The sequence below is a fragment of the Actinokineospora xionganensis genome (assembly GCF_014323725.1).
Taxonomy (GTDB): domain Bacteria; phylum Actinomycetota; class Actinomycetes; order Mycobacteriales; family Pseudonocardiaceae; genus Actinokineospora; species Actinokineospora xionganensis.
The window spans coordinates 221,763-235,013 of the sequence record NZ_JABVED010000005.1 but is presented as its reverse complement, the minus strand read 5'-3'; the positions used below and the strand labels follow the sequence as shown (position 1 = coordinate 235,013).

Sequence of the window (13,251 nt, the reverse complement as noted above, 5' to 3'; positions counted from 1 at the left end):
GGCGCGCCGGGTCAGTTGGCCGAACGCTCGCTTGTTCGAGGGGCGCCCCGGTGCAGCAGCCGGGTCAGCCAGGCCGGTCCGGTGCGCCGGACCTCGTGCAGGTGCAGCCTGCTGGTGAGGTCGCGCGTGCCGTCGCGCCGGTAGCTGATCTCCGCGTTGATGGCCTCGGTGGTCCACATTGTCTGTCTCCTCATCGCTTCGAGCTCCAGTGATGAGGAGAGTGCCGCTGAGGCGGCGGACCCGGCATCGGATGATCACGCAGTCCTGAGCGGCGGACCCCTTACCCGCCGCCGGTCAGGGGCGCACGGCGGCAGGTAAGGGATCCGTGACTCAGCGAGCGTCGAACTCGTCGCCCTTCAGGGCGCCGACGAACACCCGCCATTCCAGGTCGGCGAAAGCCAGGTGTCCGTGCTCCGCGTTCTTGGAGTCACGAACCGCTGTCGCGCTGGTGCCGACGGCGAGCTCGACACAGTCGTTGCCCGCGCCGCTGCGGCTGCTCTTGCGCCACTCCGCGCGGGCAAGCCCAGAAACGGTCACGCCCCGCTCCTCTCGTTCTTTCCGGATTCACGACCCAGCCGATCGGCTGTCCGCTGGACCAGGTCGACGGTGTCATCGGGCTTCAACGCCGCCGCGCGCAAATGGTCGAACATCAACGTATACCGACGGACATCCGACGGCTGTTCCAAGTAGACACCCGAAGTGGTGTTCTCGACGTAGACGACATCAGGGTCGGACTGTTCGGGAAATCCCAGGATGAGGAACGGGGTTTCCATTCCGGCGTGTGCGCCGGTCGCGAACGGGACGACCTGCAGGGTCACGTGCGGCATCGCGGCGGCCTCGACGAGCCGGTGGAGCTGGGCGCGCATCACCTCGGGTCCGCCGACGACGCGGTGCAGGACGGCTTCGTCGATCACCGCCCAGTACTCGGGCGGGTGCGGGTCGGTGAGCAGCCGCTGCCTGACGAGCCTGCCTTTGACCCGCTTATCGATCTCGTCGTCCTCGACGTCGGGACGGATGGCCCGGATGACGGCGCGGGTGTAGTCCTCGGTCTGGAGCAGGCCGGGCACCAGGAGCGCCTGGTGGGTGTGCAGGAACGCGGCCTCGGACTCCAGCCCGACGAAGGACCCGGTGAACACCTCGGTGTAGGCGTGCCACCAGCCCTTCTGCCGGGCTTCCCTGGCGAGTTGGACGAGGGCTTCGCGCCGGTCCTCCTCGATGCCGTAGAGCTCCAGCATGTCGCGCACGTCGCGCGGGGTGACACCGACGTGGCCGGTCTCGATACGGCTGATCTTCGACGCCGAGCATTCGAGCTTGTCGCCGACCTCGTCGATCGTGAGGTTCGCGGCCTCCCGAAATCTCCTCAGCTCACCCGCGAGCCGTCTGCGACGCACTGTCGGGCTGAGGTCTCGCGCCACCTGGTTTCACCTCGTTTCGACTGCGGGCATAACGACCCCGCCCACTGATGGGTGCGACTGGGTCCGCGCACGGCAAGTCTCGATGCTGATCTTGTCGGACACAAGGGACTCTCCTCCGTGTTTTGCGGCCAGTCTGTGAGCGGCTCACCGGACACGCCAAACCCGTCACCCGATCGTGTATTGCAACTTGCAGAATGCCGCCACGACCACGCAGTCTCTCTAGGGAAGAACTGTCTTGCGGTCATCCGCGCCGCCGATTGGAAGGACCCGGGTGAACGAGTCGATCTTCGGGCACATGGAATCGTCGTTACAGGACTATCTGTCCACGCTCAGCACCCGGGCGACGGAGAGCGGTGAGCACGCCGCCGCCGAACTGGCCCGCGGCGAACTCCCCCGCATCGTCTCCGCGCTGCAGGCGCTGCTGGACGAGCACCACCCGGACGCGCAGGGCCGCTGCCCGACCTGCCGCACCCGGCTGTTCACCAAGGCGCCATCACCGTGCCGCGCGTACCTCACCGCGCACCTGTGCCTGCTGATGACCGAAGAGAGCGAAACCCCGCTCTACCGCTAGAGGCTCTACCGCCGCTGGTGGCCGAGCGATTGAGCAGTGCCGCTCAGGCGCGCGGTCAGCCGATCCGGATCAGTCCCTCTTGGACGACGGTCGCGATGAGTTCGCCGGACTGCGTGAAGAACCGGCCCGTCGCGAGACCGCGTCCACCCGAGGCGCTCGGGGAAACGCAGTCGTAGAGGACCCATTCGTCGGCCCGGAACGGCCGGTGGAACCACATGGCGTGGTCGAGGCTGGCGCCCATCACGTTGTCGGTGCCCCAGTAGACGCCGTGCCGGGCGAGGATCGCGTCGAGCAGTGTCATGTCGGAGGCGTAGGCGAGCACGCAGACCTGCAGCAGCGGGTCGTCGGGGAGCGTGCCGTCGGCCCGCATCCACACCTGGTTGCTCGCCTCCCGCGGACCGGACTCCCGGGAAAGCCACGGCGGTTCGGAGACGTAGCGGATGTCGATCGGCCGGGGCCGGTCGGCGATCCTGCCGAACTTGGCCTTCAGCTCTGGCGTCATCAGCTCGCCGTGCGTGGGCAGCCCGTCCGGCGCGGGCACTTCCGGCATCTTCTCGGCGTGCTCGACCCCTTGTTCCACCTTCTGAAACGAAGCCGACAACGCGAAGATCGCCTTGCCGTGCTGCACGGCGACCACCCGTCGGGTCGTGAAAGAGCGCCCGTCGCGGATTCGGTCGACCTCGTAGACGATCGGCACACTCGGGTCGCCGCCGCGGATGAAGTAGGCGTGCAGCGAGTGCACCCCACGCTCCGGCGGCACCGTCCGCCCGGCGGCGACCAGCGCCTGACCGGCGACCTGCCCACCGAACACCCGCACCGGCGAGTGGCTCGGACTGACCCCACGGAAGATGTTCTCCTCGATCTTCTCCAGATCGAGCAGAGCGACAAGCCGGTCGAGAACAGCCTGTCCACGAGGGACACCGTCAGCCGTCAACGGCTCCTGGTCCAACGCCTCAGCCGCCGCCCGCGCAACCTCAGTCATCGCTCGACCCTACCCGCGAGTTCAACGTTCAGAACACCGAGATCAACGTTCGGGGATCACGAAACCGGCGCGTGATGTTCTGAACGTTGGACTCGTTGTCCTGAACGTTGGACTCGCGGGGTCAGGCGTGGTCTTCTTCGCCTAGGCGGTGGACGCGGATGAGGTTGGTGGAGCCGACGGTTCCGGGCGGGGAGCCCGCGACGATGACGACCAGGTCTCCGGGCTGGTAGCGGCCCATGGCCAGCATCGAAAGGTCCACCTGTCGGACCATCTGGTCGGTGGAGTCCACCTGGGGCACCAGGAACGTTTCCGTGCCCCAGGTCAGCGCCAGCTGGCTGCGGACGTGGGGTTCCGGGGTGAAGGCAAGCAGCGGCAGCTTCGTGTGCAGTCGCGCGAGCCGCTTGACGGTGTCGCCGGACTGCGTGAAGGCGACCAGGGCCTTGGCGTTGAGGCGTTCGCCGATGTCGCGGGCCGCGTACGAGATCACGCCGCGCTTGGTGCGAGGGACGTGGGTCAGGGGCGGAACGGCGTCCGGGGTGGTCTCGGTCTCGACTGCTTCGATGATTCGGACCATCGTCTGCACGGACTCGACGGCGTAGCGGCCGACGCTGGTCTCGCCGGACAGCATCAGGGCGTCGGCGCCGTCCAGGACCGCGTTGGCGACGTCCGAGGCCTCCGCGCGGGTGGGGCGGGAGTTGTTGATCATCGAGTCGAGCATCTGGGTGGCGACGATGACCGGCTTGGCGTTCTCGCGGGCGATCTGCACCGCGCGCTTCTGCACGATGGGGACATACTCCAGCGGCAGTTCGACGCCCAAGTCGCCGCGGGCGACCATGATGCCGTCGAAGGCCAGCACCACGGCCTCGAGGTTGTCGACCGCCTCGGGCTTCTCCAGCTTGGCGATCACCGGGAGCCTGCGCTTGCCGACCCGGTCCATCACCTGGTGGACCAGGTCGATGTCCGCGGGCGAGCGGACGAAGGACAGCGCGATGAAGTCGACGCCCAGGTGCAGGGCGAACTCCAGGTCCTCGATGTCCTTTTCGGACATGGCCGGGACCGAGACGTCCATGCCGGGCAGGGACAAGCCCTTGTTGTTGCTGACCGGGCCGCCCTCGGTGACCTCGCAGACCACGTCCTGGCCGTCGACCTCGAGCACGGTCAGGCCGACCTTGCCGTCGTCGACGAGCAGGCGGTCGCCGGGCTTGGCGTCGTTGGCGAGGCCCTTGTAGGTGGTGGAGACGCGGTCGTGGGTGCCCGCCACGTCCTCGACGGTGATCCGCACGACGTCGCCGGTGTTCCACTGGACGGGACCGCCCGCGAAGGTGCCGAGGCGGATCTTCGGGCCCTGCAGGTCGGCCAGCACGCCGACCGCGCGGCCTGCCTCGTCGGATGCGGCGCGCACGAGGTCGTAGACCTCTTTGTGGTCACTGTGGCTGCCGTGGCTGAAATTCATCCGGGCCACGTCCATGCCCGCTGCCACGAGCTCACGGAGCTTCTCCGGAGTGGCGGTGGCAGGTCCCATCGTACAAACGATCTTCGCGCGTCGGCTCACGAGAGGCAGCTTAGACCGCCGAGCTTGACCGATCATGATGTACCGGCCAGTAAGTTAAGTTTCGATTCAGATTGTTCAGCCTGCGGTGATCAACCGGTCACCGCGACGCCAACATGGTCGCGGGCCCATTCGTTGAATGGGCGCAGCTGACGCCAGGCCTTGCGCACGCGGTCGAAGCACGCGCGCTCGTGCAGGACGTCGTCCGGCTCCCACACGCGCACGGCGTAGACCGAGCGGTAGCGCAGCAGGTCGATCCGCTCGTGGTCCTTGTCGTACCCGCGCGGAGCGGACTTGAGCTGGTCGCCCTTGATCTCCCAGCCCGTGCGCCTCAGCGTGGCCAGGATGGCGCGCAGCCGCTCGCCGTGGATCTCCTCGGCGACCGCCGCACGGTACCGGGCGAGCTGGTCGGACTCCAGGTGGAAGCAGCCGCCGCCGGTGCGCAGACCAGCCGGGCTGACCTCGACGTAGTACGCGCCGCCGCCCCGGCCTGCCTCGATCACCCCGCCGCAGTTGGTCTTGTACGGCGTCTTGTCCTTCGCGAAGCGCACGTCGCGGAACGGCCGGAACACCTTCGGCGCGCCGAACTCGCCGCCGAACTCCTTCTCCAACTCGGTGAGCAGCGTCCGCATCGGCACACGCACGTCGGACTCGTAGGTCGCCTTGTTGGCGTCCCAGTAGGTCTTGGAGTTGTCGGCGACCAGGCCGTCGAAGAAGTCGACCGCGTACTCGCCGAACCCCTCGAACCTCACACCCGTTCCTCGGGGGTCAGGTCGTGCGCGCGGAGCAGCCGGGCCGCGGCCTTCTCGTCGACCTCGTACTCGACGTCGTCGATCACCGAGATCGACCGGACGGGGCTCAGCGCGTTGGTGGCGAACGCGGCGCGGAAACCGGACAGCTCCGCCATCGCGACCGGCCGCACCTCGTAGTCCAGCCCGCTGCGGGTCATCCCGCTCTGGATCAGGCCCATCGCGATGCCGGGCAGCACCGGCGCGCTCGGCCAGACGACCTTGTCGCCGTCGAGGAAGCAGACGTTCCAGGTGGAGCCCTCGGACACCTCGCCGTCGGAGTTGACGAACAGCGCGTCGTCGAAGCCCGCTTTGCGGGCGATGCGGCGCTGGTAGAACAGGCCGAACGTGCCGACGTGCTTGACCTGCGGCAGGTCGCGCTGGTAGCCGGCGGTGCGCAGGCGCAGCGGCGCGACGTCGTCGGGCGGCAGTTCGCCGATGGTCACCACGACGTCGGGCTCCACCTCGGCTTCGGGCACCCGCGGGTCGAACTTGGGAGCGAAGACATTGGCACGCGCGTAAACCGGCTGCGCGCGCCCCTCGATCGCGCGCCGGATCTCGGCGCGGACCAGGTCCTCGGCGATCCCGAGCCCGAACACCACGCGGGCGTCGCGGTCGAGTCTTTCGAGGTGCCGGGCCAGGCCTCGGACCCGGCCGCGGTCGACCCGCATCGAGGTGAAGTGTCCGTAGTTCACCAGGGCCATCGACTGGAGATCATCTTGCGCGCTCATCGCCTGCAGTCTCGCATGCCCGGCAAGGAACACGGTCCCGCGGACCACCCCGCGGGACCGTGTCGCGTCAGCTCGCCCGCGCGGTGTTGTAGCCGTTCTGCGCGTCGGCCCCGAAATACGGGCCGAACATCCAGTTCGGAAAGAAATTGATCTTGTAGCTGTTGACCGAGTTCTGCACGCCGACGCCGGTTCCCTCGACGAACGACTTGAACCACGGACCTCCACTGGACCCGCCGGTCATGTTGCAGGTCATGCCGATCCCGTTGCTCAGCAACGCCGAGAACGTCCCACCCGAACAGTAGATCAGCTTGCTGCCGTCGTAGGGCGACGCGGCCGGGTAGCCGAAGGCGTACATGTTCTGCGACTTGGGCTGGTTGAACGCGATCCACTGCGCCCCAACGACATCGGTCAGGCTTTGGCCGTTGAGCGGGTTGACGACGGCGGCGCCGACGTCGTAGTTGATGTCCTCACTGGCGTTCCACTGCGTGGGTTACCGCTTCTCCGCGCGCTGCCGGCACGAGTGCTGGTCTTACGTGCGCTCCACGGTCGTTTTCCGTTGTCCGCCTGCCCGGCGGCCAACACATTGATCGCGGCGTTGACGTCCCGGTCGTGGGTGCTGCCACACGGGCAGTCCCACGTTCGGACGTTCAGGGCCATCCTGTCGTTGACGCGTCCGCGGTCCGAGCACATCCGGGTGGACGGGAAGAACCGGTCCACCCGGGCGAAGGTGCGCCCGTACCGGGCGGCCTTGTACTCCAACATGGCGGTGAAGCAGGCCGACCCGGCGTCGTGGACGCTCTTGGCGAGCCGGGTCCTACCGAGACCGACGACGCACAGGTCCTCGACGTACACCGCTTGGTTGTCACGGATGATCGCTGTGGACAGTTTGTGCTGCCAGTCTCGCCGGGTGTCGGCACCCGGGCGTGCGCCCGGGCTACCTTCACGACCGCCTTCCTACGGTTGTTGCCGCCGCGCTGCTTGCGGGCCAGGTCCTGCTGCAACCGCTTGAGCTTGCGGGCCGCGGGGCGCAGGAACTTCGGTGCCGCGACTTTCGTCCCGTCGGACAGCACGGCGAAGTGCGTCAGCCCCAGGTCGATACCCACCTCGGACTCGACCGTCGGAAGCGTCTCCTCCTGCCCGGTGGTGACCACGAACGATGCGAAATACCGACCGGCCGCATCCTTGACGATCGTCACCGACGAGGGGGCCGAGGGCAGCACCCGCGACCAACGCACGTCCAGGTCGCCGATCTTCGGCAGCCGCGGCCTGCGGTTGTCGAGGACCTTGAAGCCGGGCGTTCTTGGTGAACCGGATGGCCTGCCGGTTGTCCTTGCGTGACCGGAACCGGGGCGGGGCGAGGGCGCGGCCCTTGCGCTTGCCCGAGATCGAGTTGAAGAAGTCGCGGTACGCGGTGTTCAAATCCGCCAGGGCCTGCTGCAGCACGACCGACGACACCTCGCCCAGCCATACCCGTTGCGGTGTCGCCTTCGCCTGGGTGATCAGGCGGCGGGACAACTCCCCGTCGGAGATGTACTTCTCGCCCGCCTCGCGGGCCTGCTGACGCAGACGCGGCCCGTCGTTGAACACCACCCGCGCGCACCCGAATGCCCGGGCCAAGTTTCGGCACAAGGTTTCGGCGACCGGCACCTTGCCCGTATGGAGAAGATCATGCGGGCAAGGTGCGCCGACTTCGAGACCGAGATGGTTCCTACTTCGCAGGCTCCGCCGGCGGCGCGCCCCGCCAAGCATCCAGCAGTACATCGAGCAACAGAACCGCCCGGTTCAAGGCACTACCCGGGCCTTGACGGCCCTGAAAGCTACACAGATTCCTGCCGCCACAGATCTGGCTTCCGGGTGAACTTCGATCTACCAGCCGAGCTTGGCCACGGCCGCCGCGAGGGCGGTCGCGGCTTCCGGACACCACTCGGTCTTGTCCGACGCGACCGCCCGCAAGTCGATCGCGACACCGTCGATGTCGACGCGGACGTCACAGGTGTACTCCAGCTCCTCGGCCACGATCCCCTTGCGGGAGCCGACGTCGATGGCGCGCTTGCCCTCGACCGGCGCGGCCTTCGTCAGCGACAGCCACACGCCGCGGAACTCCCCGTCGCCCCAGGCGCACGCCGCGCCCTCGCGGCGGGGATCTGGCGGGGTGTTCGCGAGGATCGGGCGGACGTCGTCGGCGGTGAGCAGCGCACACGGGTCGACACCCGAGATGTCGCGCGCGGGGGCGGCCGCCGTGGTGGTCGTGGTGACTGTGGTGGCCGCAGTGGACACCGGCACCGGGTCGGGAGCGGGAGCGGCGCAACCCGACAGAAGGAACATCGCCGCTCCGAGGAGCGTGAGCGTTGATTTCACGCCACGATCCTCCCGTGGCCCTTCGACCGACCCGCCGATGGGGCGCTCTCGCGCTCGCGTTCGGCGCCCTCGTGGCAGGCGGCGTGCTCGTCGCACCGGCGACCCAGGCGCAGGAGGACCCGCCGTCGTTCTACGACGTACCGGCGACCCTTCCGCCGAACAACGGCGACATCGTCCGCGCGGAGCCGATGACCTTCTACCTCGAACCGGTCAGGCTGACACGGATCGAGGCCGACGTGCACCGGATCATGTACCGCAGCACCGACCGGGTCGGCACGCCGATCGCGGTGACCGGCATGGTCATCACCCCGAGGACCCCGTGGCTCGGCGCGGGCGAGCGGCCGATCATCGGCTACGCCCCCGGCACCCAGGGCCTCGGCGACCACTGCGCGCCGACCCGCCAGGCGGCGATGGGCACCGAGTACGAGGGCCTGTTCCTCGCGGGACTCGTGCTGCGCGGGTACGGCATCGCGATGACCGACTACCAGGGTCTCGGCACCCCAGGTGTGCACACGTACATGAACCGGGTCGTGCAGGGCACCGCCGTCCTCGACTCGATCCGGGCGGCCCAGCGGTTGCCCGAGGCGGGCCTTCCGGACAGCGGTCCGGTCGCGGTCAGCGGCTACTCCCAGGGCGGGGGCGCCTCGGCGGCGGCGGCTGAGCTGCACCCGGCCTACGCCCCCGAGCTGGACGTGCGGGGTGCGGTGGCGGGCGCGGTGCCCGCCGACCTGGTCAAGGTCGGGGTCAACATCGACGGCGGCCTCTACGTCGCGTTCCTCGGCTACGCCCTGGCCGGGCTCGCGGCCGGGTACGACCTCGACCTGACAACGATGCTCAACGAGCGCGGCAAGCAGGTGCTGGGCGAGGTGGAGAAGTACTGCACAATCGAGGCGGTCGCCAGGTACGCCCTCACCCGGTCGGCCGACCTGACCGTCGACGGCAGGCCGTTCACCGACCACCTGGCGGAGCGCCCGGACCTGCAGAAGGTCGCCGATGAGCAGATCATCGGCAGGCTGAAGCCGAGTGTGCCGCTGCTGGTCAACCACAGTCGGCTCGACGACGTGATCCCGTTCAAGGTGGGCAGGAAGCTCGCCGCCGACTGGTGCGACCTGGGGGCGAACGTCCGGTTCTCGCCGAACCTCGGTCCGACGCATGTCGGGGGCGCGGTGGCGGACCAGCCGGAGATCTATCTCTGGCTCGAATCCCGCTTCGCGCGGGTTCCGGCACTGTCGAACTGCTGGAACGCCCTCCTGCCGTAGACGATCTCAGCCGACCCCGCTTCCTTAGCGTGGCGAACAGCGCGAACAGTTCGCGCGAACAAAGAACGTTGACACCTCCTGGGACCCAGCTCACAGTCAGGCAACGGGTTACTCATCGGTAACCATCCCTGCCGTTTCCAGGAGATAACTGTGACGTTTCGACTCTCCCGCCGCTTAGGGGTCTTGGCCGTCGCCGTGGGCGTGGCCGCCACCGGGCTGTTGGCCATCCCGAGCGCGAGCGCCCAGCCGTTCTACGAGACCCCGACGGCCCTGCCCGCCAACAACGGCGACATCATCCGCAGCGAGCCCTCGATCTTCTACCTGGACCCGATCAACCTGATCAAGATCGACGCCAACGTGCGGCGGATCCTGTACCGGTCCACCGACCGCACCGGCAAGCCGATCGCGGTCAGCGGCACGGTGATCACCCCGAAGTCCGCGTGGTTCGGCGTCGGCGAGCGGCCGATCGTCGGGTACGCCCCCGGCACCCAAGGCCTTGCCGACCACTGCGCGCCGTCGCGGCAGCTGACCGTGGGCACCGAGTACGAGGGCCCGTTCGTGCTGGGCATGATCACCCGCGGCTACGCCGTCGCGCTCACCGACTACCAGGGCCTCGGCACCGACGGCGCGCACACTTACATGAACCGGGTCGTGCAGGGCCACGCCGTCCTCGACTCGATCCGCGCGGCCCAGCGGCTGCCCGCGGCCGGTGTCCCGGCGAACGGGCCGGTCGCCGTGCACGGGTACTCCCAGGGTGGCGGCGCGGCGGCGGCGGCGGCCGAGTTGGCGCCGACCTACGCGCCGGAGCTGAAGCTCAAGGGCGTGTCCATGGGCGCGGTGCCCGCCGACCTGTCCGCGGTCGCCCGCACCCTCGACGGCAGCCTGTACATGGCGTTCCTCGGCTACGCGACCTACGGCCTGGCCGCGGGCTACGGCATCGACATGGCCCCGTACCTCAACGCGACCGGAAAGCAGGTCTTCGCCGACGTCGTGGGCAAGTGCACCCTGGAGGCGCTGCCCGCGGCGGCGTTCAAGAAGTCGGCCACGCTGACCGCCGACGGCAAGCCGATCACCGAACTGCTGGCGAACAACCCGCTGTTCAAGACCGTGATCGACGAGCAGCGGATCGGCCGGATCAAGCCCACCGTCCCGGTGCTGATCTCGCACAGCGCACTCGACGACGTCATCCCGTACAGCGTGGGCAAGACCCTGGCGTCGACCTGGTGCGACAAGGACGCCAACGTCCGGCTCGCCCCGAACCTGGGGCCGACCCACGTCGGCGGCGCGGTCGCGAGCTACCCGGGCGCGTTCGCCTGGCTGGAAGCCCGCTTCGCCGGACTGCCCGCGCTGTCCAACTGCTGGGCGGTGCCGTTCCTCTAGTGGGGATCAACACAGCATCGACACGTCTTATCGACACAGCGTGCCCATGAGGTCCTGTGGGCCGTCGACGCAAGGGACGTATCCGGCGCGGCGGAGGATGTTCTTCGCCGCGTCGGAGTTCATGTACTCCAGCAGCGAGTCCACCAGCTTGCCGTTCTGCGGCGGGCCGTAGGTGTAGAGGTACTCGACGGCCCAGAACGGGTAGCCGCGCTTGATCACCGAGTCGAGGTCCGGGTCGCGGTCGTCGAGTTTGACGCGGTTGAGGTTGGCGTACTTCGTCGTCGCGGTGACCTCGGCGTAGCCGATGGCGCCGGGCAGTCGGTCGACCTCGTCGAGCTGCGCGGACGTCGAGTCGTATTCGCAGCGGGTGACCTTCGCGTCCGGGTCGCGGTCGCGGCGGACACAGTCGTTGGACGACAAGCCGGGTTCCGGCCTGCCTAAGACCTTCTCCTCGAACGCCAGCCGAGTGCCCGATCCCCCGCCGCGGCTGACGACACTGATCGGCAGGTCCGGGCCGCCGACCTGGTTCCAGTTCGTCACCGCGCCACTGAAGATCGCCTTGACCTGGTCGCCGGTGAGCGCGTGCCGACCGGTGGCCTTGTTGACCACGACGGAGAACGCCACCACGCCGACCGGGTGCGGGGTCAGGTTGTGGTAGTTGCGCGACGCCGGGCCGTCGGACATCACGATCCGGGCCTCGCGCTGGGCCGGGTCGTTGCGGGCGAGGTTGTCGAGTTCGCGCAGCCCGTCGAGGCTGCCGCGACCCTGCACCGTGACGGCCGCCGAATCGCACTGCTTCAGGTAGGCGTCCACGATGTCCTTGGCCACCGGGTCGAACGCGCTCGAGCCGGTGAGCTTGACCTCGCCCGCCGCGCACGTTGTCGGGCGAGGGCTCCACGGGCTGCTGATCAGCAGCGCCAGGGACGCCCCGACGAGCAGCATGGCGATGCCGCTCAGCACGACACTCCGTTTGCTGGGGCCGTTCCCGGTCGTCGTGTCGCGGACGATCTTGCCGCCGCTGAGGAAGCCGACACACGCGACGGCGGACTTCGGCTCCGGCTTGCCGGTCAGCAGGACCAGCACCTTGATCCGGTTCTTGCGGTTGAGCGGGACCTTGGGCAGCACCAGTTCCGCGTCGCCCACCGGCGGCCACGACTTGTCCCGCGCGACGATCCGCATGAGAGTGTCGTCGGCCTCGATCACCTTTGCGTCGACCACCCGCCTGCCGCCGAACTCCAGTGTCAGCGGTTCACGGAAGTCGTCCTCGCGGATCTCCAGGCTGCCGGTGTTCATGATGCGCACCAGCGCGAAGCTCGGGTCCTTGACGACCTCGCCCTGGTAGCGCCACTCGACTTCGATCGCGCCGCCGTGCGCGGGCGTCACCCCGACCGGAGTGTCCAAATGGACCCGGTAGCTGATGCGCTTTCGCTTGAGCCACAACGCGGCAAGATAGCCGACCACCGAGGCCGCGAGTCCCGCGAGCCCGACCGTCGCTTCCAGATTGTTCGACACCCAGGACATCGCAGGCGCCACCTCCTTGGCACACCGTAGAAAGCACAGCCTGCCGCGAAGATCGGCTTAACCCGACGTTCGCCCGATGTTCAGCGCCCCGCGCGGTCAGTAGACCAAGTGCCAGCGGGGCGGTTCCCCCGGACCGGCGCTGCGGCAGACCACCGCGCGGAACCCCACGAACGCCAACTCGCCTGGGGTGTCGCACTGTTCGCCGACGGTCACGGTGCCGGGTGCGGGCTTCTTCGTCTTGGTCGGACGGCCCGTCGTCGTGGTCGTCGTCGGGACGACGGAGGCGGGCGGACCGGCGAGGACGGCCGACGCGACCGGTGGCGCCGCCTGCACGACCGACGGCTCCGCGGGCGGGCTGCCCTGGTCCACGGTCGTGGTGGTCGTCGTGGTGGCCGGCCTGCGTGGGTCGGCGCCCGCGGGCTGTGGCCGTGGACTGTCGGACAGCACCGACACGACCCCGACGACGATCCCCAGCGCGACGACGAACGCGCCGAACTTGAGGCCGAGCAGCACCCCGTCACGCTTCTCCGGCTTGCGGTGGCGGGCGCGGGGCGTTCTTTCGGGCTCAGGCATGCCGCCGTCCTCGACGGGCGGTATCACCGTGGACATGGTCCCCCGAGTGCGCGATGGCCGATTTGGTTTCAAGACCATAACGCACCGCTGTGGCTGCTTGGCAATACCACGATCTTATGACAAA

Annotated in this window: 16 protein-coding genes and 3 pseudogenes; 5 read left to right on the top strand and 14 right to left on the bottom strand. The window is 68.6% G+C overall.

Annotated elements, in window-relative coordinates:
* Positions 1 to 11: 11 nt before the first annotated feature.
* From GPZ80_RS11525 to GPZ80_RS11515, 3 genes are all read right to left on the bottom strand, one after another.
* A complete protein-coding gene (locus GPZ80_RS11525) occupies positions 12 to 179 on the bottom strand; it encodes a hypothetical protein (RefSeq protein ID WP_187220301.1) in 168 nt (55 codons plus the stop codon).
* Positions 180 to 330: 151 nt separating this feature from the next.
* Complete coding sequence (locus GPZ80_RS11520) at positions 331 to 537, bottom strand: DUF397 domain-containing protein (protein ID WP_187220300.1); 207 nt, start codon at positions 535 to 537, stop codon at positions 331 to 333.
* Positions 534 to 1,415: a helix-turn-helix domain-containing protein gene (locus GPZ80_RS11515; RefSeq protein ID WP_187220299.1), complete on the bottom strand. Its 882-nt coding sequence runs from the start codon at positions 1,413 to 1,415 to the stop codon at positions 534 to 536. The genes GPZ80_RS11520 and GPZ80_RS11515 overlap by 4 nt, the downstream gene beginning before the upstream one ends.
* 295 nt (positions 1,416 to 1,710) lie before the next feature.
* Between GPZ80_RS11515 and GPZ80_RS11510 the strand changes: the two genes are divergently transcribed.
* Positions 1,711 to 1,986: a hypothetical protein gene (locus tag GPZ80_RS11510; RefSeq protein WP_133794597.1), complete on the top strand. Its 276-nt coding sequence runs from the start codon at positions 1,711 to 1,713 to the stop codon at positions 1,984 to 1,986.
* A 55-nt stretch (positions 1,987 to 2,041) separates the two neighbouring features.
* Here GPZ80_RS11510 and tesB read toward each other — a convergent pair whose 3' ends face one another.
* From tesB to GPZ80_RS33685, 7 genes and pseudogenes are all read right to left on the bottom strand, one after another.
* Positions 2,042 to 2,968, bottom strand: coding sequence for an acyl-CoA thioesterase II (gene tesB / locus GPZ80_RS11505; RefSeq protein WP_187220298.1), 927 nt, complete (start codon positions 2,966 to 2,968; stop codon positions 2,042 to 2,044).
* Between the two features lie 121 nt (positions 2,969 to 3,089).
* The gene (pyk, locus tag GPZ80_RS11500; protein ID WP_091374645.1) at positions 3,090 to 4,520 is read right to left on the bottom strand and encodes a pyruvate kinase; all 1,431 of its coding nucleotides are present in this window, start codon (positions 4,518 to 4,520) and stop codon (positions 3,090 to 3,092) included.
* 89 nt (positions 4,521 to 4,609) lie between these two features.
* Complete coding sequence (locus tag GPZ80_RS11495) at positions 4,610 to 5,269, bottom strand: DUF2461 domain-containing protein (protein WP_187220297.1); 660 nt, start codon at positions 5,267 to 5,269, stop codon at positions 4,610 to 4,612.
* Complete coding sequence (locus GPZ80_RS11490; RefSeq protein ID WP_187220296.1) at positions 5,266 to 6,036, bottom strand: aminotransferase class IV; 771 nt, start codon at positions 6,034 to 6,036, stop codon at positions 5,266 to 5,268. The genes GPZ80_RS11495 and GPZ80_RS11490 overlap by 4 nt, the downstream gene beginning before the upstream one ends.
* Before the next feature lie 67 nt (positions 6,037 to 6,103).
* Positions 6,104 to 6,520: pseudogene (locus GPZ80_RS11485) on the bottom strand (trypsin-like serine peptidase); the annotation flags it as partial.
* Positions 6,445 to 6,888: an RNA-guided endonuclease InsQ/TnpB family protein gene (locus GPZ80_RS32655; RefSeq protein WP_312880260.1), complete on the bottom strand. Its 444-nt coding sequence runs from the start codon at positions 6,886 to 6,888 to the stop codon at positions 6,445 to 6,447. The pseudogene GPZ80_RS11485 and the gene GPZ80_RS32655, both read right to left, overlap by 76 nt.
* A 122-nt stretch (positions 6,889 to 7,010) precedes the next feature.
* Positions 7,011 to 7,139: pseudogene (locus GPZ80_RS33685) on the bottom strand (RNA-guided endonuclease TnpB family protein); the annotation flags it as partial.
* A 37-nt stretch (positions 7,140 to 7,176) separates the two neighbouring features.
* Between GPZ80_RS33685 and GPZ80_RS32645 the strand changes: the two are divergent.
* Both GPZ80_RS32645 and GPZ80_RS32640 read left to right on the top strand, forming a co-directional pair.
* Complete coding sequence (locus tag GPZ80_RS32645; RefSeq protein ID WP_246477034.1) at positions 7,177 to 7,374, top strand: hypothetical protein; 198 nt, start codon at positions 7,177 to 7,179, stop codon at positions 7,372 to 7,374.
* 31 nt (positions 7,375 to 7,405) lie between these two features.
* Positions 7,406 to 7,597 (top strand): hypothetical protein, encoded by a 192-nt coding sequence (locus GPZ80_RS32640; protein ID WP_246477033.1) that lies wholly within the window; start codon positions 7,406 to 7,408, stop codon positions 7,595 to 7,597.
* Positions 7,598 to 7,608: 11 nt separating this feature from the next.
* Here the strand turns inward: GPZ80_RS32640 and GPZ80_RS32635 are convergent.
* Together GPZ80_RS32635 and GPZ80_RS11475 are read right to left on the bottom strand one after the other, a co-directional pair.
* Positions 7,609 to 7,785, bottom strand: a pseudogene (locus GPZ80_RS32635) (helix-turn-helix domain-containing protein); the annotation flags it as partial.
* A gap of 117 nt (positions 7,786 to 7,902) precedes the next feature.
* Positions 7,903 to 8,394, bottom strand: coding sequence for a DUF3558 family protein (locus tag GPZ80_RS11475; protein ID WP_187220295.1), 492 nt, complete (start codon positions 8,392 to 8,394; stop codon positions 7,903 to 7,905).
* A gap of 14 nt (positions 8,395 to 8,408) precedes the next feature.
* Between GPZ80_RS11475 and GPZ80_RS11470 the strand changes: the two genes are divergently transcribed.
* Together GPZ80_RS11470 and GPZ80_RS11465 are read left to right on the top strand one after the other, a co-directional pair.
* A complete protein-coding gene (locus GPZ80_RS11470; RefSeq protein WP_312880259.1) occupies positions 8,409 to 9,653 on the top strand; it encodes a lipase family protein in 1,245 nt (414 codons plus the stop codon).
* 150 nt (positions 9,654 to 9,803) lie between these two features.
* On the top strand, positions 9,804 to 11,033 hold the full coding sequence (locus tag GPZ80_RS11465) for a lipase family protein (protein WP_222719145.1): 1,230 nt from the start codon (positions 9,804 to 9,806) through the stop codon (positions 11,031 to 11,033).
* A gap of 27 nt (positions 11,034 to 11,060) precedes the next feature.
* Here the strand turns inward: GPZ80_RS11465 and GPZ80_RS33680 are convergent, their stop codons facing one another.
* Together GPZ80_RS33680 and GPZ80_RS11455 are read right to left on the bottom strand one after the other, a co-directional pair.
* Positions 11,061 to 12,545 (bottom strand): PstS family phosphate ABC transporter substrate-binding protein, encoded by a 1,485-nt coding sequence (locus tag GPZ80_RS33680; protein WP_187220294.1) that lies wholly within the window; start codon positions 12,543 to 12,545, stop codon positions 11,061 to 11,063.
* Between the two features lie 105 nt (positions 12,546 to 12,650).
* Positions 12,651 to 13,127 carry a hypothetical protein gene (locus GPZ80_RS11455; protein ID WP_187220293.1) on the bottom strand — a complete coding sequence of 159 codons (477 nt, stop codon included), beginning with the start codon at positions 13,125 to 13,127 and terminating at the stop codon, positions 12,651 to 12,653.
* Positions 13,128 to 13,251 lie beyond the last annotated feature (124 nt).